Source organism: Abiotrophia defectiva ATCC 49176 (assembly GCF_037041345.1).
In the GTDB taxonomy this organism is placed as follows: domain Bacteria; phylum Bacillota; class Bacilli; order Lactobacillales; family Aerococcaceae; genus Abiotrophia.
The window spans coordinates 1,126,818-1,147,341 of the sequence record NZ_CP146287.1 but is presented as its reverse complement, the minus strand read 5'-3'; the positions used below and the strand labels follow the sequence as shown (position 1 = coordinate 1,147,341).

The 20,524-nt window shown below is 44.3% G+C and carries 19 protein-coding genes; 18 read left to right on the top strand and 1 reads right to left on the bottom strand.

Going from position 1 to position 20,524, the window contains the following annotated elements; genetic code table 11:
• Positions 1-86 precede the first annotated feature (86 nt).
• The 15 genes from V7R82_RS05375 (at position 87) to nth (ending at position 17,552) form a co-directional block, all read left to right on the top strand.
• Positions 87-1,064 (top strand): hypothetical protein, encoded by a 978-nt coding sequence (locus V7R82_RS05375; RefSeq protein ID WP_311465403.1) that lies wholly within the window; start codon positions 87-89, stop codon positions 1,062-1,064.
• A 72-nt stretch (positions 1,065-1,136) separates the two neighbouring features.
• A complete protein-coding gene (locus V7R82_RS05370) occupies positions 1,137-2,126 on the top strand; it encodes a hypothetical protein (RefSeq protein WP_338541789.1) in 990 nt (329 codons plus the stop codon).
• 80 nt (positions 2,127-2,206) lie between these two features.
• A complete protein-coding gene (rimM, locus tag V7R82_RS05365) occupies positions 2,207-2,740 on the top strand; it encodes a ribosome maturation factor RimM (RefSeq protein ID WP_311465408.1) in 534 nt (177 codons plus the stop codon).
• Positions 2,730-3,461, top strand: coding sequence for a tRNA (guanosine(37)-N1)-methyltransferase TrmD (gene trmD, locus V7R82_RS05360; protein ID WP_338543750.1), 732 nt, complete (start codon positions 2,730-2,732; stop codon positions 3,459-3,461). Before rimM ends, trmD begins: the two co-directional genes overlap by 11 nt.
• Positions 3,462-3,583: 122 nt before the next feature.
• Positions 3,584-3,931 (top strand): 50S ribosomal protein L19, encoded by a 348-nt coding sequence (gene rplS, locus V7R82_RS05355; RefSeq protein ID WP_023390732.1) that lies wholly within the window; start codon positions 3,584-3,586, stop codon positions 3,929-3,931.
• A gap of 815 nt (positions 3,932-4,746) precedes the next feature.
• Positions 4,747-6,519, top strand: a complete 1,773-nt coding sequence (locus V7R82_RS05350; protein ID WP_338541786.1) for a DUF4118 domain-containing protein — start codon at positions 4,747-4,749, stop codon at positions 6,517-6,519.
• 162 nt (positions 6,520-6,681) lie between these two features.
• On the top strand, positions 6,682-7,464 hold the full coding sequence (locus tag V7R82_RS05345) for a hypothetical protein (protein ID WP_338541784.1): 783 nt from the start codon (positions 6,682-6,684) through the stop codon (positions 7,462-7,464).
• A gap of 17 nt (positions 7,465-7,481) precedes the next feature.
• Complete coding sequence (locus V7R82_RS05340; RefSeq protein ID WP_338541782.1) at positions 7,482-9,314, top strand: DUF2194 domain-containing protein; 1,833 nt, start codon at positions 7,482-7,484, stop codon at positions 9,312-9,314.
• Between the two features lie 2 nt (positions 9,315-9,316).
• Positions 9,317-10,723, top strand: coding sequence for a GT4 family glycosyltransferase PelF (pelF, locus tag V7R82_RS05335; RefSeq protein WP_291428650.1), 1,407 nt, complete (start codon positions 9,317-9,319; stop codon positions 10,721-10,723).
• On the top strand, positions 10,723-12,195 hold the full coding sequence (gene pelG, locus V7R82_RS05330; protein ID WP_338541780.1) for an exopolysaccharide Pel transporter PelG: 1,473 nt from the start codon (positions 10,723-10,725) through the stop codon (positions 12,193-12,195). The genes pelF and pelG overlap by 1 nt, the downstream gene beginning before the upstream one ends.
• The gene (locus V7R82_RS05325) at positions 12,176-13,933 is read left to right on the top strand and encodes a CotH kinase family protein (RefSeq protein WP_422388379.1); all 1,758 of its coding nucleotides are present in this window, start codon (positions 12,176-12,178) and stop codon (positions 13,931-13,933) included. The genes pelG and V7R82_RS05325 overlap by 20 nt, the downstream gene beginning before the upstream one ends.
• Positions 13,923-14,720 carry a polyphosphate polymerase domain-containing protein gene (locus V7R82_RS05320; RefSeq protein WP_314061990.1) on the top strand — a complete coding sequence of 266 codons (798 nt, stop codon included), beginning with the start codon at positions 13,923-13,925 and terminating at the stop codon, positions 14,718-14,720. Before V7R82_RS05325 ends, V7R82_RS05320 begins: the two co-directional genes overlap by 11 nt.
• Before the next feature lie 26 nt (positions 14,721-14,746).
• Complete coding sequence (locus V7R82_RS05315; protein ID WP_070755510.1) at positions 14,747-15,430, top strand: DUF4956 domain-containing protein; 684 nt, start codon at positions 14,747-14,749, stop codon at positions 15,428-15,430.
• A 32-nt stretch (positions 15,431-15,462) separates the two neighbouring features.
• Positions 15,463-16,839: a DUF4832 domain-containing protein gene (locus V7R82_RS05310; RefSeq protein WP_314394614.1), complete on the top strand. Its 1,377-nt coding sequence runs from the start codon at positions 15,463-15,465 to the stop codon at positions 16,837-16,839.
• An 80-nt stretch (positions 16,840-16,919) separates the two neighbouring features.
• Positions 16,920-17,552: an endonuclease III gene (gene nth / locus V7R82_RS05305; RefSeq protein WP_338541775.1), complete on the top strand. Its 633-nt coding sequence runs from the start codon at positions 16,920-16,922 to the stop codon at positions 17,550-17,552.
• A gap of 111 nt (positions 17,553-17,663) precedes the next feature.
• On the opposite strand, the gene V7R82_RS05300 is transcribed toward nth, so the two are convergent.
• Positions 17,664-18,287: a lysophospholipid acyltransferase family protein gene (locus V7R82_RS05300; RefSeq protein ID WP_035363794.1), complete on the bottom strand. Its 624-nt coding sequence runs from the start codon at positions 18,285-18,287 to the stop codon at positions 17,664-17,666.
• Positions 18,288-18,366: 79 nt separating this feature from the next.
• On the opposite strand from V7R82_RS05300, the gene V7R82_RS05295 reads away from it, so the two are divergent.
• Genes V7R82_RS05295 through V7R82_RS05285 form a run of 3 tightly spaced genes read left to right on the top strand, consistent with a single transcriptional unit; the run spans position 18,367 to position 20,517 of the window.
• Positions 18,367-19,155 carry a glutaminyl-peptide cyclotransferase gene (locus V7R82_RS05295; protein WP_338541770.1) on the top strand — a complete coding sequence of 263 codons (789 nt, stop codon included), beginning with the start codon at positions 18,367-18,369 and terminating at the stop codon, positions 19,153-19,155.
• 11 nt (positions 19,156-19,166) lie between these two features.
• Positions 19,167-19,742, top strand: a complete 576-nt coding sequence (locus V7R82_RS05290) for a 5-formyltetrahydrofolate cyclo-ligase (protein WP_338541768.1) — start codon at positions 19,167-19,169, stop codon at positions 19,740-19,742.
• 58 nt (positions 19,743-19,800) lie between these two features.
• Positions 19,801-20,517, top strand: a complete 717-nt coding sequence (locus tag V7R82_RS05285; protein WP_338541766.1) for a rhomboid family intramembrane serine protease — start codon at positions 19,801-19,803, stop codon at positions 20,515-20,517.
• The last annotated feature ends 7 nt before the right edge of the window (positions 20,518-20,524 follow it).

The window sequence follows — 20,524 nt, the reverse complement described above, 5'->3', positions numbered from 1 at the left end:
ACTGGGGTAACCTGGTCCTTTTTGATAGTGGTGATAAGGGGGGCAATCTTATATAATAGACTTAGTAACTGTGAGGGAGGCAAACTATGAAAAAATATAAATTAATGAAGCTCCTGCCTTATTTAATCGTGGCGTCTATCTGCCTATTAATTGGGGGTGGCCTTGCCTTTATTAGCCAAGGGACAAGCACTAATAGTCTCCGTTCCCAAGGCTTGGTCTATCCCAATGTCTCTAGAGTCAGCCGTTTGACTGCTGTCCCAGTAACCAGAATCACTTATGTCTCCGCCGTTAGCAATGTGGTAAAGGAGCGAGGTAAGATTGTCTATCGCGATGATAAGACCGGAATGAGTCTTTTCCTCGTTAGTGATGGGGGACTGGATATTCCGATTTTGTTCCGAGATGACTCCTCTCTTCTTTCCCTACTCAAAGAAAAAAGTGACCAGGGGCAACTAGCAAATGAGCCCCATTATGTCATGGCCATGGTAGATGACAGTGACAAGAGTAAAGAATTTCTACAATCAATCGAAAGCTATGTCACCAATAAGACGGGCAATCGCGTTTTTATAAGTGGGACCTTGCTTAATCAAGACAAGGCGGAAACCTATATTCAATCCATGAAGTTAGTCAGCTATATCTTCTTTGCTTTAGCGCTGGCGGTATTGGGCTTCACAGCCTATCGCTATAGTGCCATGCGACGTTTTTGGAGCCAAGTTTACCAAGCCTTGCCAGAGTTAGCAGAGGATCAGGATTTGCTAGTGAGTCAGAGCCAGTTTAAGTCTAAGCAACTGGGGCTCTATCTTTACCGTGACTATCTCCTTGTCTTAGGAGCTAAGGAGCGCTTGATTGATCTTAGCACGGTATTGGGCTTAAATCTGAACAATGAAAGCAACAATGGCCGCTTGAAGAGCCGGCTAATCCTCTATTATGACCGAGATCAGTTTGAAACAGTTAAACTTCGTCCCTGTCCAGAGAAGGAGGCGCGTGCCTTCCTAGAAGGTCTGATGGCCTGTCTTGAAAAACACTATCCTCATATCCTGCTAGCTGATGAGCGTTTAGCTATCTAGGAGTTGGCTAGACAAGGAAAAGGCAGTTCGTTATAATAAAGTAACGAATAATAACTAGAAAGAAGGAATTCTATGAAACCCAACTTTAAGCGTGGAGTGATTAGTCTTGTGATTTATGGTTTGTTACTCTTAAGTGCGGCCGGCTTCTTCCAATATGTGGCGACTCAATCGACACCTGACAAGTTAGCCAGTGAAGGTTATGTTTATCCTAAAACGCGTGCAACCACTAAGAGTAGCAAGACCACCTTTGCAGTAAAAGCTTTTTACAGAATTGAAGCTACCAAGCATGAGAAAGAACAAACCTTTGTTGTGGCGGATGATAAGAGCCTTCTAGTGACGGAGGCTAAACCTGATTTAGCCATTATCAAAAAGTTAGAAGAAGCGCAAAGAAAGGGCACCCTAGAGACTAACCCTATTACGATTATGGGGGAAGTTAAGGAGCTCAGTAGCCTTTCCCTCCAAAACATTAGACAATCACTCGAAAAGCAAGAGCCTGGAGTGGCGGACAACAAAGCGTTTGAAATTAAGAAACTCAACCTGACCAGTGTTGCTAATGTTGAAAGTACTGGTACCATTATGACTGCAGGGACTGCCTTAGTAGGCTTAGGTTTCCTAGCCTATGCTGTCTTCCGTTATCTAGATAATAAACGCTTCTACGAACAACTTTTAGTAACCTTCCCTGAGCTAGGTCAAGATGAACAAGCCTTACGTAAGGGTGCGACCTACTACGAGAAGCATTTGGGCGTCTATGTCTATAAGGATCAATTGATTGTCATGGGGCGTAAGAATGCCATTGTGGACTTGCGTGACATTATCTATAGCTATGTCTACAAGGAAACCAGACGCTTTAACCTCTACAAGTCCGTCAAGTTTGTGGTCTATCTCCATACCAAAGACTTCAAACGCTTAGCTGTCTTCCCAGCTAAACACACAGTTAAAGATACTGAAGCCAAGTTAAATCGACTGATGGAATATCTGGATTCAAGCTATCCTCAAATGCTAGTCGGATTTGACCATAAGGACGAATATATGGCCCTTAAACAAGCGGCGGGTCGTCGTTAAGACAACTAGAATCAGGCTCCCTTTCATGGTATACTGAGAGGGTAGGCCTGATTTTTATTAGGCATAAAAGGAGGACAAGTATGACTTATTATCGTGTAGCCCGAATTGTGAATACCTTCGGGATTCGGGGTCAACTCAAACTAATTGCCGATACTGACTTTCCAGAGGAGCGCTTTGCAACTGGCAAGACCCTCTATATTCTGAAGGATTTGAATTCCCAACCGTTAGCTAGTGTTCAAGTTGCTAAGGCAGCCATCCATAAGGGGACTTGGCTCATTAGTTTTGTTGGTTACGACAATATCAACCAGGTCGAAGGCTTCAAAGGCTGCTGGCTGGCCATTGATGAGAGTGAGCAGGATGAGTTAGAAGAGGATAGTTACTATCATCATCAACTCTTGGGCTTGGAGGTTGTCACCCTAGAAGGCAAGACCCTTGGGAAGATTAAGGAAATTCTTCAGCTAGGTTCTAATGATGTCTTTGTGGTCCAACGTAATATTCCCAAGGCCAAAGACGCCTTAATTCCTTTTATTGGCGATGTAGTCAAAGCCGTTGACTTGGAAGCTGGACAGGTTAAGGTTGAACTAATGGAAGGGCTGATTGACGATGAAGCTTGATGTCTTGACCCTCTTCCCTGAGATGTTTGAGCCCATGCATCATTCTCTGATGGGGCAAGCTCAAGCCAAGGGATTGATTGACTTTCAAACCCATAACTTCCGGGACTTTGCGGTGAATAAGCATGGCCATGTGGATGATTATCCCTTTGGCGGTGGGGCAGGCATGCTGCTGCGGGTAGATCCCATTGTTCATATGCTGGAACATATCGCGCCCAAGGAAAATGCCCGCATTATCCTGATGGATCCAACCGGGGTGCCATTTAGTCAGAGTTTGGCCCAGGAATGGTCTCAAGCAGAGCAGTTGGTCTTTATTTGTGGCCACTATGAAGGCTTTGACGAACGGGTGAGATCTTTTGTGACCGATGAAGTTTCACTGGGAGATTATGTCTTAACCAATGGGGAACTGCCGGCCATGATTATGATCGATGCCACTGTGCGTTTGATTCCTGAAGTCTTAGGTAATGCGGAGTCTATTGTGGGCGAATCCCATCAACGTTCACTCCTAGAGCATCCTCAGTATACCCGCCCACGAGATTTTCGTGGCATGGAGGTGCCAGAGGTACTCTTCAGTGGCCATCATGATAAGATTCGCCAGTGGCAGGGCAAGGAAGCCATCCGCCGGACTTTGGAGCGTCGTCCGGATCTACTTGAACATGCCGATTTGTCCAAAGAAGAGCGCAAGTGGCTAGCTGAAATTCAGGCCGAAAAAAATGTCAATTAGGCTTTACAAATAGGCAGAGTTTGGTATAATACTAGAAGTGGTGAAAAACCGCAGATATCACAATATTCCGCTGGCTAAGCCCTAGGGCTAGTTATGAGTGTTAGTCGAGAGGAGAAAAAAACATGAGTAAAGTGATTGAAAAAATTACCTCAGCTCAATTACGTAGCGATATTCCTGAGTTCCGCCCTGGTGACACTGTACGTGTACACGCTAAGGTTGTCGAAGGTTCACGCGAACGTATCCAAATCTTCGAAGGGTTAGTAATCAAGCGTCGCGGTGCAGGCATCAGCGAAACTTACACAGTTCGTAAAATTTCGAACGGTGTAGGGGTTGAACGTACTTTCCCAGTACACACTCCACGTGTTGCTAAAATCGAAGTTGTTCGTAAAGGTCGCGTACGTCGTGCTAAGCTCTACTACATCCGTGCCTTGTCTGGTAAGGCTGCACGTATCAAAGAGCGCGGGCGCTAACATACCGAAACATGAAAAGAACCATCAATCGTCTTTGGACGGTTGGGGGTTCTTTTTTTGCATGTAAGGGAAAGTTTGTGAATTTATAGTGTGTCATTATTGTTTTAGGTGGGTGATTTAACAAACATTATCAGTATTATCAATGTATCTTCAAAATATTTGTGATTCTATCTTTTATCTGACTTCAAAAGTTCTTGTGAATACTTAGGGTAGTTGACGGAAAATACTAGAAGAATTTGTCTTGATTTAAAGGTCATGAAGGTCTTGGATAGATAGCCTAGTATCTTGTAAAGGATAGTTTTAATTTAGAATTCTCACTTATTAAGAAGACAAAAGTAATATAAGTGCTTTCATCAAGTTATTGTCTTATATAAGCGCGCTATAATTTTATCTAAATAGACGAGTATTGGGAAATTTTGTCTATTTATACTTGACCAAAGTTTTTGTCAAAATATCCTAAATAGGATTTCTTTTAATTTTGGAGAAAAAGGGGCCAGGTCGGAAATTGTGAGGGAAAGACCAAAAAACCATCGACTTATGTTACAGAATCATTACGATTTGGTAACGGCATTCTAGCAAAATGAGATAACCTTTGACCTAGATTTGTATAGTGTTATAATAGTGCCAATCTTAGGGGAGTAGTGGCAAAAAGGGTTATATATACTAATTTGGAGTTTTATTTTGAAATTCCTTGGCAACTTCAGAAATTTCATTTCTATTTCTATCTTAAATTATTAGACATTTTCTAGGGCATTAAAAATGAGGGCAAACTACTTTTACTAGGCAAGAAATATAATTGGGGGTAAACAATAACTATGAATATACTTGTAACAGGGAACACAAGTTACCTGACGCGAGAATTTATCCAAGAAGCTTTTCCGGAAGGGCGTGTAATTATTCTTGGACCCTGCGACTTGAAGACATCTTATCGGCAAGGTGTAACGGTCTTATCCATGGAGCAAAGAGATTGGGCCTTAGAAGAGGTTTGCGAAATGTATGAGATTAACCAAGTGGTTTTCTTCTCTAATTTTCTTACGCTTCGGTCACAGGAAGTTGGCGAAGGGGAGGCACTTCAGCAACTCCTTACGGCTTGTCAGAGCTATCGCATCAGTCGCTTTTGCTATTTGTCTGGACCGCAGTCAGGCTATCAAAATCAACAGCTAGAAACACAACTGGCACAAAGCTACGAGCAACTTTGCCTCTATGAAGGAAAAGAGCATGGCATGTCAATCAAGGTAATTCGCTTACCATATCTCTATTCAGATCAGACTTTACCGCCTTATATCGATCAGATATTTAGCCAGTGGGCGGCTGGAAAAGCAGCACGCTTCAAGGAGAATCGTGACAGTGACTTTTTCTTCTTACAGATGGATGATTTAGGTCGCTTACTTTATAAAGTCTTGGACGATTGGACAGATGAGTCAGAGCTATTGATTGTATCTAATAGTTTTAAACTGACCTATCAAGATTTAGCTCTTACCATGTATCAGTTACAACCAGATCCTTCCATCAGTTTTACTAAAGGAAAGCTTCAACAAGTAGAGCAGCCCGATTCTATGACTGCTTCGCTCCGAACACGTTATGGATGGTTTCCTCAATTTAACCCTTTAGAGGATTGGCAAACTATCTTAAAAGAGCGCTACCTTGGTCAAGGAAAGTCATCTTTGCTCGGATGGTGGCAAGACTTGAAGAGCTGGATGGGGTTACACCCAACCCTAGTGCGGATTATCGAAGTATTTCTTCTCTTCCTATTATCAGAACTTGTCTCCCTTATCTTAAGAAATCAGCAACAATTCCGAGCAGTTGACGTTCGCTTGCTCTATATTGTCATCATGGCTATGACTGGAGGAATTGGGATGGGGCTCTTATCGGCTAGTTTATCGATTTTGGCCCTGCTCTATATTTATGTGACCTCTGGGAACAACTGGATCACACTCTTCTATGACCCGCTTAACTGGGTTCCTTTTGTTGTCTACCTAGTAACTGGTGCAATGGTTGGGCGTTTACGGGCTGAAACCTTGCATGATAAAGCAGTTTTATCGCGAGAGAACCAGCTGCTACGTGATAAAAGTCATCTAATTCGGCAACTCTATCGTGATATGCTACTTGATAAGGCCATGTTGAAAAAGCAAATTATGGGCTGTCGTGATTCCTATGGACGCCTATACAATTGGGTAGAACGACTGAACCAGTCAACTCCTGAAGGAGTTCTTAAAGTGGCTCAAGAGCTCTTGGTTGAATTAGTAGACCCATTGGCCTTGGTCTTCTATCAGGTATCAGGAACCAACCAACTAGCGCCTGTTCCTAATCTAAGTCAAGCACTGGCAAGTCCTCTCTTAGAGGGACCTTTAGGACCATTAGCTGAGCCTCTGATGGCAGGTGAACTTTGGTTGAACCGGCAACTTGATCCTAGTTTGCCACATTACGTGGCGGGATTACGTTATCAGGACCAACTCGTTATTGTAATAGGTTTGTTAGAGCGTCAACTAGACCCCATGGATGTGGCGCAATATAATCAACTTCGTGTTATTTTTGGTTTAATTGAAATGTCACTCCAGCATGCATTGGAAATCACTAATAACCAATAAAATAAGGGGGATAAATCCATGCTACCGACTTTGGTACTGCTTGTATTATTGCTAGGGCATATAATTTTTGCCTATATTCTCTATCGGCAGATGCTTGCTCGTAAAGTTTCAATCAATCCTATTTTGTGGATACCCATTTTCATACTTCCCTATTTGGGGCCTGTGGCGGTAGCCATTGCCTATTGGTTGATGTCTAAACAATCAAGAATTCAGGAAATAGAAATAGGTCAAGAGGATGTTTTAGAACTAGAGGACCAAGTGTTAGAAGCAGAAGTCGAGGAGGCAGACTCCGTTGATCTTCGAGCGTCTGAAGATGTCAGGCAGTGGGTGCCGATTGAAGAGGCATTATTACTCAATGATTCGATTACTAAACGCGAATTGATGATGAGTATGCTTAAAGACCAACCAAGCAATGTAGTGGCCTTGTTACAAGAAGCACGAATGAATGAGGATGTTGAAGTGGTCCATTACGCAACGGTTATGTTAGCGGAATTACACAAAGACTATGACCTCAAAGTGCATCAACTTAAAGAAGAATTAGCTAAGCAACCTGATAATCTTGCCATTTTGGAAGAACTTTGTTTAGTTTTAGAGGATTATTTGATGTCTGGTTTAGTAGCTGGCAAATTTGCTGAGAGTTCTCGACATCAGTATATTGATTTATTACGACGTAAGGTGGCACTTAGTCACGAGCTTAACGACTATATCCGTTTGGGGAAGCAGTACTTAGCTTTAGGGGAAGAACAACGCGTGCGGCAAGTTCTAGAATACTGCCAGATTAATTGGCCAACTGATGAGTCTTACCGCATGTTTCAATTTCAAGCCTTAGTCGCTCAAGGCGATCGATTAGGCTTACAACAATTTTTTCAAGATATTGACACTTGTCGTGTATATTTTTCACGCCATAATCGTCAGGTAATTCATTTTTGGCGGCAACAAGTGTAGTAGGGGAGGGGGACACTATGAAAGGATGGAAACAATTTCGGTATTGGGGGATTTTCTTAGTATTTATTGGTTTTCTGGGATTAGCTGTAGCCTTATTTATTGAGCGGCAAGGGATAGGCTATCAAATTCCAGAACAAGCCTATACCTATCTTACAGGAGCAGTAGTGACTGCCAATCAGGCTCAATCACAAGTACCAGTCAATACCCTTGTGGTAACGGACAGTCGTGACCCATCGAGTATGTTGGCTAAAGAACAGTTTCAACAAATTTTTAAGGATATGAAAGTAGGCTATAATTTAATTGATATAGCCACGGAATCTTTTCCTGATGTCAAGAGTTACGAGAAGGTTGTAATGCTTGTTTCGCAACTTGATGATTTAGACCAAGAATTAATTGCCCTACGTGATTGGGTTGAGTCGGGGGGCTATGTTCAATTTGCCCTAACACTTCAAAAATCCAGTCATCTGTCTCTAATCGAGCAAGCTTTGGGGATTAAACAATCACAAGCTGAGCATGGTCTTGTAGACAAGCTCTATATCGAACCGGACTTCATGATTGGAGGGGGACGTGAGTATATTATCGAAGAACCATTTGATTCTGCACTCAAAGTTGACTTGTCTGAAAAGGCCAAGGTTCACGTTAGTCGTAAGGAAGGTCCTGGTGTCTTGCCTTTAATTTGGGAACATGCCTATGGCAAGGGCAAGTTTGTCATCGATAACTTTGGTATCTATAACAAGGTAACTCGGGGACTCTATGCAGCTTCCTATAATCTTTTGGGTAAGGTGGCTAGTTATCCTGTTATTAATGGTTCGGTCTTCTACTTAGATGATTTCCCTGCGCCAGTTCCAAGTGGTGATGGCAAGTATGTTAAACGGGACTATAACCTCAATGTTGCTGATTTCTATACCAATATTTGGTGGGTAGATATGCTGAGTTTTGTCGATAAGTATGGGATTAAATATACCGGAGCAACCATTGAAAACTATGAAGATGACACATCAGGGAATGTTCACGGCCAAGATGATATTTCTCGTTTCGTTTATTTTGGTAATATGCTCCTAAGATCAGGTGGAGAAATTGGCTACCATGGTTATAATCACCAGCCTTTATCTCCTAAGTCACTGGACTATAAAGATGTATATTCTTATCATACTTGGGAAGAATCAGCTATGGTATCAGCTATGAAAGAGTTAGTGCGTTTTAACGAAGAACTTTTTCCTAATGTAGAGAAGTCAGTCTATGTACCACCTTCCAATGTTCTATCGGCGGAAGGGCGCAAGGTATTGGTGGAGGAAATTCCAGAAATTAAAACGATAGCTAGTAACTATTTCCCTGGTGATTTCGCCTATGACCAAGAATTTGAATGGGCGTCAGATGGCATGGTCGAGCAGCCACGGATTATTTCGGGTGGGATGCTAGACGATTTTATGCAGTTGGCTGCATTCTCTGAACTGAACATGCATTTTGTCAACAGTCACTTTATCCATCCAGATGATACCTTAGATGTGGACCGTGGGGCTGAGTTGGGTTGGGCTGTGCTTAAAAGTAACCTAGAGCACTACATTAGTTGGCTCAAGTCGTCTGCACCTGATTTAAGAGATTTGACAGGCTCCCAGCTATCAGGTGCTATACAACGCTATTCGGCCTTAGTTCCTAAGCAAGAACGTACAGCTACAGGAATAGAATGGACATTTGACCATTTCTATGATGAGGTTTACCTCTTTGTACGTATCAATGAAGGCCAAGTGGGAAGTCCTGTAAATGGTGGTACTTTGACGCACTTAACAGGGAACCTCTATCTGCTGAAAGCAACGCAGGCCAAAGTAACCATGGACTGGAGTGAGGAATAAGGATGAGAATTTGTTTGATTTTAGAAGGAAGCTATCCTTATGTCCATGGTGGGGTCTCAACTTGGATGCATCAATACATCCAAAATATGCCTCAACACGAATTTGTACTCTGGGTGATTGGGGCTAAGGCTAAGGAAAAAGGCCAGTTCGTCTACCAAATGTTAGATAATGTGGTTGAAGTTCATGAAGTTTTCTTAGATGATGCCTTACAATTAGCGCCAAGTAAGCGACTCTTTGATTACCGTTTCAGCAAAGAAGAGTTAGACGCTCTCAGACAACTTATGGAAACTGGGCGTCCAGATTGGGAGGTTTTATGCCGCCTCTATCAAGATAAGCAGCTGAATCCAGTTGATTTCTTGCAAAGTGAGAGTTTTCTGGAGATGATGGTGGATATGTGTCAGGAGCAGTATGCCTATAATGCCTTTGCAGAAGTATTCCACACCATTCGGTCTATGCTCTTACCGGTTTTCTATCTCCTAGGTCAAGAAGTACCACAGGCAGATGTCTATCATGCTATTTCGACAGGTTACAGTGGTATTCTGGCGCTGTTAGGGCAATATCGTTACGATCGACCAATTTTATTAACAGAGCATGGTATCTATACCCGTGAGCGAGAAGAGGAGATTATTCGCTCTAACTGGGTCTTGCCAAGTATGAAGGACCATTGGATTAAGTTTTTCTATATGCTGTCGGACATTATTTATAGCCGGGCTCAAATTATATCTAGCCTTTTCACCAAGGCTCGTCTAACCCAAATTGAGATAGGTTGTGATCCAGACCGTTGTCGGGTGGTAGAAAATGGGATTGATTTCCAACGCTTTTCTTCCGTACCGGCTAAAATTCCAGATGGACGAGTAGATATCGGAGCAGTCGTGCGTTTGGCTCCTATCAAGGACATTAAGACCATGCTTTATGCTTTCTACGAATTAAGTAACCGTCTTGATAATGTCCGTCTCCATATTATGGGGGGCGTGGACGATGAGGAATATGCTCAAGAATGCTATGACCTAGTTAAGCAAATGCAGTTGGATAATGTTATCTTCACTGGCCGGGTAGATATTGTAACTTATATGGAAAATCTCGATTTTACGATTCTGACCAGTATCTCGGAGGCCCAGCCTTTATCTGTCTTGGAGTCGTTAGCCTCAGGCCGTCCTTGTGTCACGACCGATGTGGGTTGTTGCCGGGAATTATTAGAGGGTGGCCCAGGCGATGATTTGGGTTTAGCTGGTTATTGTGTTCCTCCTACTTATCAGAAAGGATTAGCCGATGCGATGGAACTCATGTGCCGGTCCCAAGAAGGACGATTAAAGATGGGGGCCATCGGCCGAGCACGTGTCGAGCGTTATTATCAATATGATCGGATGCTCAAGGGGTATCTAGCGATGTACGAGGAGGTGGAGGTCTAATGGCAGGGATTGGATTTGAATTAAGGAAAGTCTTTAACCAAAAGGGTCTCTTCTCTCGAGCTAAGGCATATGGCTATACTGGCGTAATCTATGCTGGTCCTATGATCCTAGGAGGGACTTTAATCTTTGGGATTTCCTATCTAGCAAATCGTGTGGGGCTTAATCGTGCTGATAGTAACTATTTGACTAGTATGATTACCTATGCTATTTTGTCGTCTTTGACAGTGAATTCATTTTTCTCTTACGCGGTGACTCGCTTCGCTTCTGACATGTTATATGAGGAAAAGGAAGCCTATCTTTTACCTTCTTTTTTGGGATCTTCTGCAACTATGATTGGCATAGGCGTCTTATTATATGGGCCATTATTAATCCTATCAGGTGTGACAGTAGTGCAATTAGTTCTTAATCTCACCTTGTTTATGGAGTTGATTTTTGTCTGGAATGGGGTTCAATATTTGACTGCCTTGAAGGACTACAAGGCAATTTTACTAGCCTTTTTATCAGCCAGTCTTGTAACCTTTTTAGTAGGATGGTGCCTACTATCATTTAAGTTGCCAGTTTTGACCTCTCTATTATTTAGCGTCTGTGTAGGTTATGGCCTCATGTTTTTGGGGATTGTTTATCTCTTGTCACGATATTTTCCTCTAGATTTAGGAATGCTAGATGAGTCTTTTCTCTTCTTGAAATGGATTGATAAGTTCTTTGATTTGGCCTTAATTGGCTTCTGTCTGCATATCGGAATTTTTGGGCATATTCTTGTGGTCTGGTTAGGGCCATGGGGAAGTCCAGTAAGGGGACTTTTCTTTGCTTCTCAAGTCTATGATGTGCCGGTTCTGTTAGCCTTTTTGACCATACTGGTGACAACGATTAATTTTGCCTTGGCGACTGAGGTGCATTTCTATCCTAAGTATAAGCGTTACTATGGCTTATTTAACGAGAAGGGGACCTTGGCCGACATTAAAGAAGCAGAAGAAGAGATGTTGACAGTCATGATGCGTGAACTGATAGCACTGGCTTGGAAGCAGCTTTTTGTAACGATTCTAGCCATATCAGCAGGAAATGCACTCCTAGATGTCTTACCCTTGGGAATTAATGACCTCATGCGAGGTTATTTCCGTATTTTATGCGTAGGCTACGGGATTTATGCCATTGCCAACGTTATCTTGTCTATTTTGTTATATTTTACGGATTATAAGGGTGCTTTGATTGCTGCAGCGAGCTTCGCAATTGCATCGCCACTTCTAACGTTTGTATCTCAATACTTTAATCGTGCCTTTCTTGGATTTGGTTTTTTGATGGCTGCTGCAATTTTCTTCCTAATTGCCTTATGGCGCCTAGATCGCTTCACCAAGAAATTAATGTACTATACACTGAGTGCACAACCTATGACACTTGTGGTGCACCATGGTTTCTTCAGCCGGCTATACGACTATCTGAAAGGGGTGGGGTCTCGTGCCTCTCAAAAAACCTAAAGGAAGGTTACTGATTTTATGCCTTATAACCTCATGCTTTATAGCAGCATGCGGGCAAGAGGAGACCAGTAACCAGTCGCTATCTAATCAAGAAAAGACGGTTGAATTTGCCGAAAACAATTACCATTTGCGCGATAAAGAGTTGCTTTACCAAGAAGATCCTCAATCAGTCAAAACGCTCTATCTAACGATTAAATCGGGAGATGCAGCGGAGAATACCAACCATACTTGGGAAGAGATTAATACCTACTCTGTTTATGATTATGAGAAATGGGGTGTTCCACGTTACCAAGTGGCTGCCCTCTTGCAAGCAGGTGACGATACAGGTCCCTTGGCTGGGGAATTGGGCTACAGTGAGACGGTGCCTAATGCCACTGTTCAGGTCCGGGGACAGACGTCTAGTCGTAATCAACAGAAAAACTATAAGATTAAGCTCAAAAGGAATAAGGGGAGCTGGCAGGGTCAGCGAACCATCAACCTCAATAAGCACCAGACAGATGGGCTACGTTTCCGTAATAAATTAGCTTATGACTTGATTCGGGGCATTCCTCAATTAATTGGCTTACGTACACAATTTGTTCATCTCTATGTCAAGGATGAAAACGGCTCTGAGCCTGACAAATTCGTGGATTATGGTCTCTATACCCAAGTCGAACAACTCAATGGTAGTGGCCTTAAGGCTCATGGTCTTGATAGCAATGCTCAGCTCTATAAGGTTAATTTCTTTGAATTCCTACTATATGAAGATACTATTAAGCTAGAAGACGATCCCGATTTTGATCGGGTTGCATTCGAGAAACTCTTAGAAATTAAGGGGGATCGTGACCATCATAAGCTAATTGAGATGCTTCAGGCAGTGAATGATTTAGATCGGCCCATTGATCAGACCTTAGATACTTACTTTGATCGAGAAAATTTGACCTACTGGTTGGCTTTTCAAATTCTCATTGGCAACACGGATACACAGAGTCGAAATGTCTATCTCTACAGTCCGCAGAATAGCCAGCGCTGGTATTTCATTCCTTGGGACCACGACTCGGCCTTCTTCAAGAAAGAATATGAAATTGAGAAGTTTGCGGGTAAGACTTCCTGGGAGTCTGGCATCAGCAACTATTGGGGGAATCGTCTCTTCCAACGTGCGCTCAAGTCGGCCACTTTCCGTCAGGAGCTAGATGATGCCATTCAAGATTTGAAAGGCAAGCTAAATCCAGATTACCTTAGCCAGGAAGTGGCTAAGTACCAAGAAACCGTCAAACCCTATGTTACCAAAGAGCCGGATAGCACCCACTTGGGATTGACTCCTAGTCAATATGATGAAGTAGCGGCAGCCATTCCTAAGGAAATTGAGAGCAACTATCAGGACTATCTAGATAGCCTTAAGAAGCCTATGCCATTCTTTATCGGGATACCTGAGAAGGACGAGAATGGCAAACTCAAGGTTCGTTGGGATGCGGCTTATGATTTGAATGGGCAAAAGATTACCTATAAGGTTGAGGTTGCTAAGGATTTCGAATTTAAAGAAATCATCCACACTGAGGAGGGTATTACTTTGTCTGAAACGGTTTTGGATATGCCAGAAAAAGGACACTATTTTGCCCGTGTGACGGCTACTAATGAAGCTGGCGAGACACGCCATGCCTTCGACTACTATGTCACAGAAGTCGGTAAACACTTCGGCGTTAAGAGCTTCTTCATTCAGTCAAATGGGAAGATTAGTGAGGATGTTTATGAAGAATAAGTTATTAAACACCTTATGGGGCAAGTCTCAAAGCTTGACTTGGCAAGAAGACAGTCAAGCGCCAGGAGAGCCTTATCGGCATGAGAATAAGTATCTGATTTCCTATCATGATCAAGACAACTTGCGGCGCCGCCTGTCACCCGTTTTGGCCCTAGACAAGCATGTCAAGGGTGGCAGCTATACCATTCGGAGTCTCTATTTTGATGATTACTGGCAATCTGCCTACGAAGAAAAAGACGCAGGGGTTCTGATGCGGAAGAAGTATCGGATTCGTATTTACAATTATCAGGACCACTATATTCGACTTGAACGCAAGAAGAAATTCGGTGCCTATATCTACAAGGAAAGTGCGCCTCTGACGCGGGCTCAGGTAGAGGATATCTTGCTGGGTAACTATGATTTTCTTAAGCACAGCCCGCATTCTCTAGCGCGTGAGTTCTATATCGAATGTGTGACCAATATGATGCGTCCGCGCGTCATTGTGGACTACGAACGAGAGCCTTGGATTCTGGATGCTGGAACTGTGCGGGTAACCTTCGATACAGATGTTCGAGCAGCAGTCGGTTCCTTTGATATTTTTGATGCTAAGTTGCCTAGCTTGCCAGTCTTACCACCTGACAAGTTGATTTTAGAAGTCAAATATACGGAACTTATGCCGCAAATCGTGCGTCAGTTGGTGCCGACTGGAGCCTTGGAATATACGGCAGTCTCTAAATATGTGCTCTGCTATGAAAAGACAGCCTATAAACATGGCTTCAATTATTGGTTCGACCATGAGCATTTCTAATGTGGTCGATGAAGGAGGAGTTTTGAATGAATACTAGCGTTCAAGACGTTATTAAACGATCATTTATCGAAACTCAGCGCTTTGCTGCTGAAAATTTGCCCAAGTTGATTGGCTCGCTCTTGCTGGCCTTTGTTATGGGCTGCATTATCTACTTTGTCTATCGGCGCTTTTATACTGGCGTGGTCTTCTCGCGTAGCTTCGCGGTGACGCTAGTTGGGATGACGGTGCTGACTTGTATGGTGACTTTGGCCATTTCGACCAACGTGGTCATTTCCTTGGGGATGGTCGGGGCCCTGTCCATCGTGCGTTATCGGACGGCGGTTAAGGATCCCATGGACTTGCTCTATCTCTTTTGGGCCATTACCTCGGGCATTACGCTAGGGGCCGGTATGTTTGTGCTGTCGGTCTGTGCAGCCTTGATTGTGATTCTGATGATTGTGGTCTTCTATTTCCGTCAGGAGACGGGCAAGGTCTACATTGCAGTCATTCACTATAAAGGTCTGGAAACAGGGGATGCCATTGTGCAAGCCTTTGGTAAGATGAAGTTCTTCATCAAGTCGCGCACCATGCGCAAAGACGGCAGTATCGAAGCTGCTATCGAAGTCTTCTGTAAGTCACAAAACGACTTCCTCTTCATGGAGAAAATCCAAGCCCTTGAGGACGTTGAAGATGTGACCTTAATTCAGTACAATGGCGAGTATCACGGCTAAGAGATGAATAGTAGTCGTCCAGGAGGGGAAAGATGCGTCAATATTACTTTAGCCGGCTTGTTTTAGCCTGTCTACTCACAGTCAGTCTAATCCAGCCCAATCGAGTGAATGCCCAAGACCAAGTCTTACGTCAGGCTAGCTTTGACTGGCAGGATCCTGAATCAGGGAACCCGCTCATGGGCTATGCCCTCCAAGCTGAAAAATCCCAAGTAGATTCGGATATTCAGCTTCTTTACGTCGATGTGACTTGGAAAGAATTGGAACCCCAAAAGGGGAAATATAATTTTGAAGCCATTGAGAAGGCCAATCAGTTTGAGCGTTGGCGCAAAGAAGGCAAGCATTTGGTTTTGCGCTTTGTGCTAGATTTACCTGGCCAGGACCGGCATCAAGATATTCCGGATTGGCTCTACCAAGACATTAAGGGGGCTGGTGACTGGTATCACACCGATTATGGCCAAGGTTTTTCACCAGACTATAGTCAAGAAGCCCTGATTACAGCCCATGACAAGGCGGTGGCTGCTATGGGTCAGCGTTGGGGGCAGGATGGCTTTGTCTCCTTCATTGAGTTGGGCAGTGTCGGCCACTGGGGCGAGTGGCATGTCAACTATGAGAAGGGACTCAAAAGGTTACCGTCTGAAGACATTCTGGAACGTTACGTGGTGCCTTGGCGCACGGCCTTTCCTAAGACTCAGATTCTCATGCGCCGGCCTTTCAAATGGGGTCAGACCTATCAATTAGGACTCTATAACGACATGGTTGGCGAAGAAATCAATACTAGCCAGTGGTTGGAGTGGATTCAAGCTGGTGGAGTTTACGACCAGACTCAAAACAAGAGCTTGCTTGCCATGCCACAGGCTTGGAAGACCCTTGCCATTGGCGGCGAAATGACCAGCGCCCATTCCATGGAAGACCTGATGGGGTCACGACTCCAGGAAGTCTTGAAGCATGTTAAAGCCTCACATATGACCTTTATTGGGCCAAAGGCGCCTAAAGCTGATTTAGGTCAGGCAGCCTATAAGCAAATTCTGAGTCAACTTGGTTATCAAATCTATGTCTCTCAGGCTCAGCTAGCGCAAAAAGGGCAAGAGCAGACTATGACCTTGACCTTTGAAAATAAAGGAGCAGCGCCTTTCTACTATGACTGGCCGCTATACCTCTACCTTCAAGATAATCAGGGAAAAGAAATCAAAAAGATTGAAGTTCCTTTGACCTTGTCGCAGCTAGTGCCAGGGCGACAAGAGAAGGTGACTGTGGCCTTAAATCTCTCGTCTCAAGAAAGTTCTCAGGCAGGGCATTATCAATACAGTCTAGGCATTATGGACCCTATGACCGGCAAGGAAGCCCTACGTTTGGCCATGCCAGGCTATGACGCCCAGACAGGTCGGACGATTCTTTTTCCTGCCCAATAGGATTAAGCAAGTCGCTTGGCTACGCCTGATGCCTGAGCTATAATAGAGGGGTATTTGCTAGACTATCAGGAGGAAACGCTATGTCAGCCAAGATTACCATGCCCTTGGATAAAGCCAGGGTGATTGTCAAGAGAATCCAAGCACTATATCCGGATGCCCACTGCGAACTCATCCATGACAATGTCTTTCAATTATTGATTGCGGTCATGTTGAGTGCTCAAGCCACTGACGTCTCGGTCAATAAGGTGACACCGGCCTTGTTTGAACGCTTTCCCACACCGGAAGCCTTCTTGCAGGCTTCGCCTAAGGAAATAGAACCCTATATCCAGACCCTTGGCCTATACCGCAACAAGGCCAAGTTTATCTATCAATGCTGCGAGCAGTTGATGCAACGTTATGGTGGGGAAGTACCTAGAACCCGCAAGGAGCTCATGGAATTGGCAGGGGTTGGTCGTAAGACTGCCAATGTAGTCTTGGCCGTAGGTTTTGGCATTCCGGCCTTGGCGGTAGATACCCATGTGGATCGGGTAGCCAAACGCTTAGGTTTTGTGCCAGCCAATGCCACGCCTTTGGAGGTAGAAGAAGCCTTGATGGAAATTATCCCCAAGGAAGATTGGGCTCAGGCTCACCATGCTATTCTCTTTTTCGGCCGCTACTACAGTACCGCTAAGAATCCTAAGCCCATAGACTTTCTCTTTGAAGGCTTAGAATGATGAATGAAATAAGTAAAGACCCTGGCAGTTGGAAGTGGCTCTAACTGTCAGGGTCTTTTGGGTAAAAAAACTCCCATTATATCATATATGATATAATGGGAGTGGATGAGCTTATTTTTTGCGTGGTTGGTAGTGATAGTTAGGATCTAGTTGATGATCTAATTTGGCAAATTCTTCAGCTAGTTGAGCATCAATTTGAGCTAACTTGTCCTTGTCGTACTTGACACCTTCTTGGTAAGGAATTGGGGCACCAAAAGCGATTTTACAGCGACGGCGCAAGAAGAATTGCTTGAAACCAATAGGTGGTTGGATGGCACAAGGCACGATGGCTTGTTTGCTGAGTTTTTGGATGAAGGCTGTCCCGCCCTTAATCTCAGTAGTATGACGAGAGCCTGAAGGGAAGATTCCTAGAATCTTGCCATCTTCATTCATAATCTTAACCGCATGTTTAATAGTGCTGGTTGAGGGTTTGTCGCGATTAACGGGGAAGACATTGACCTTGCGGAAGAGCCAGCCCAGTGGCTTGAACTTGAAGAGACTCTCCTTGGCCATAAAGGCAATCTGATGAGGATAGGTCTCGAAGGCAACAAACAAGGGGTCAGTCAAAGATCGGTGGGTTGCAGCAATAATATAGGGTTGATCTTTAGGAAGATTTTCCAAGCCTTGCACGACTTCACGGCCATTGATTAGACGGAAAATGAAGCGGATAAAAGTTAATAAGAAATTATATAGCATAAGTGGCTCCTTCACTCAATATATGTTACTATCATCATATCAAGTCATGGAGCGAAACTCAAGTGAGGAAGTGAGTGAGATGAAAAAATACCCTCTAGTTTTGGGGCTCTTGGCCCTAATTTCTCTAGGTGCATCTAATCAGCTAGTGCAGGCAGCCCCCCAGGCTGACTATGAAGTGCTAGCCCAATATGAGCGAGATGACCGTTGGTTTACACAAGGTTTGGAAGTAAGTCCTGAGGGCCAATTGCTTATGTCGACGGGCCAGTATGGAGATTCCGTTGTAGGTGTCTTGAATTTAGAAACTGGCCAGCTGGAAATTAAGGATCGGCTTGACCGACAAGTCTTTGGTGAGGGGCTGACCCAGACGCCGGATGCGGTCTGGCAGATTAGCTACAAGGAAGGACTAGCCTATAAACGGGACCCTAAGACCCTGGCCATTTTGGAGACCTTCCACTATGAGGGGGAAGGCTGGGGCTTGGCCTATGATGCTAGCCGCGACAGTCTCTGGATGACCAATGGCTCCACTAAGTTACAGGAACGGGATGCTAAAAACTTTGAGCTCAAGCGCGAGGTGACTGTGACGGACCAGGGCAAACCCATTAAATGGCTCAATGAATTAGAGTTCGTCGATGGCAGGCTCTATGGCAATATTTGGCAGAGTCCTTTTATAGTGAAATTGGACCCTGAGACAGGCGTCATTGAGAGCCAGTACGACTTCACCACACTGATTAAGGAACATAAGCTGGAAGCTCAGTTGACACCGGGTGGTAAGCCTGATGTGCTCAATGGGATTGCCCATATTGAAGGGGACCGCTTCTATGTGACCGGCAAGTACTATCCCTATGTTTTTGAAGTGCGCTTAAAATAAGGAGGCTGCCTATGACCAACGTGATAGATTTAAAAAATAGCCTGCGGCAAGCCACCCTAGCCGCCCTTAAGTCTATGCCTGCTACTAGTCGCCAGCAATTAACGGATGATTTATGGCAACAGTTTTTGGCTGTATTGGCGGAAGAAGGCTATCAGCGAATTGGCCTTTATTATGGTGTAGGAGAAGAAGTGCCAACGGCCCAGTGGCTAGATCCTTTGGTAGACTTAGGCTATCAAGTTTTCCTGCCGCGCATGATGCCTAAGCGAGGCTTAGATTTCTGTCTATATCATGGGCAAGAGAGCTTGGAAGAAGTTTTCCGTGGCATCTACCAACCCAGTCAGGCGGAGCCAGCAGTGGCTATGGCTAGCTTAGACCTCTTGGTGGTGCCGGGTCTAGCCTTCCGGGAGGATGGCCAGCGGATTGGCTTCGGTGGTGGCTACTATGATCGCCTCTTGGCTCAGATTGAGACACCAACGCTGAGCCTGGTCTTACCATGTCAATATTATGACCAATCGGCTTGGCAGGCAGAGGCACATGATCAGGCAGTGGGACGTTTATTGTTAGCGCGCTCATTGAATCAGCCCTAGGCGAAAGGCCAAAAATAAGGTATAATAATTGGGAACGATTTAGAGGACGGAGGGTATTATGGAAATCAAACGAACCTGGCGCCGAATTCAACGCGGTCCTTGGGTGACCTACCTCTTTTTATTGGTGTGTGTCGCCATGTTTATTGGCACCTTTGGCTTAACCCGAACTGGACTAGACTGGGGCAGTGCCTTGCTTCTACTGGGAGCTAAATATAATATTGCGATTGTTCTTAGGAATGAATGGTGGCGGCTAGTGACGGCTGTCTTCTTGCACGCTGACTTGCAACATATCGCCTTGAACAGTGTGTCTTTCTATTTCTTAGGTCAAGAATTAGAGCCTCTGATGGGCAAATGGCGCTTCTTACTGCTAAGTTTAGGGGCGGGGATTGGCGGCAACATTGTCTCCTTTACCTTTTCTAATTTTAACAGTATCTCGATTGGGGCTAGTGGGGCGGTCTTTGGACTCTTTGCTAGTTACCTGGCCTTATCTTATCTCTACCCAGATTCTTACAGTCTGAGTGCAAGAGCCCAGAACTATGCTGCCTTAATCGTGATTAACTTAGTCTTTTCCTTCCTGTCACCAGGCATTGACTTTTTTGGCCACTTAGGTGGCGCCTTCTATGGGGTAGGCTTGACCTATGTCTTGCAACTGCCACATTCTTTCCGCCGTACCTGGTGGCATCGCCTCTTGGCTCTGCTAGTCATTCTGGCTATCAGCGCCGGCCTGATTTATTTTGGAATTGTTAGATTCAATAATAGCCTTATCTATCGCTAGGAGTGAG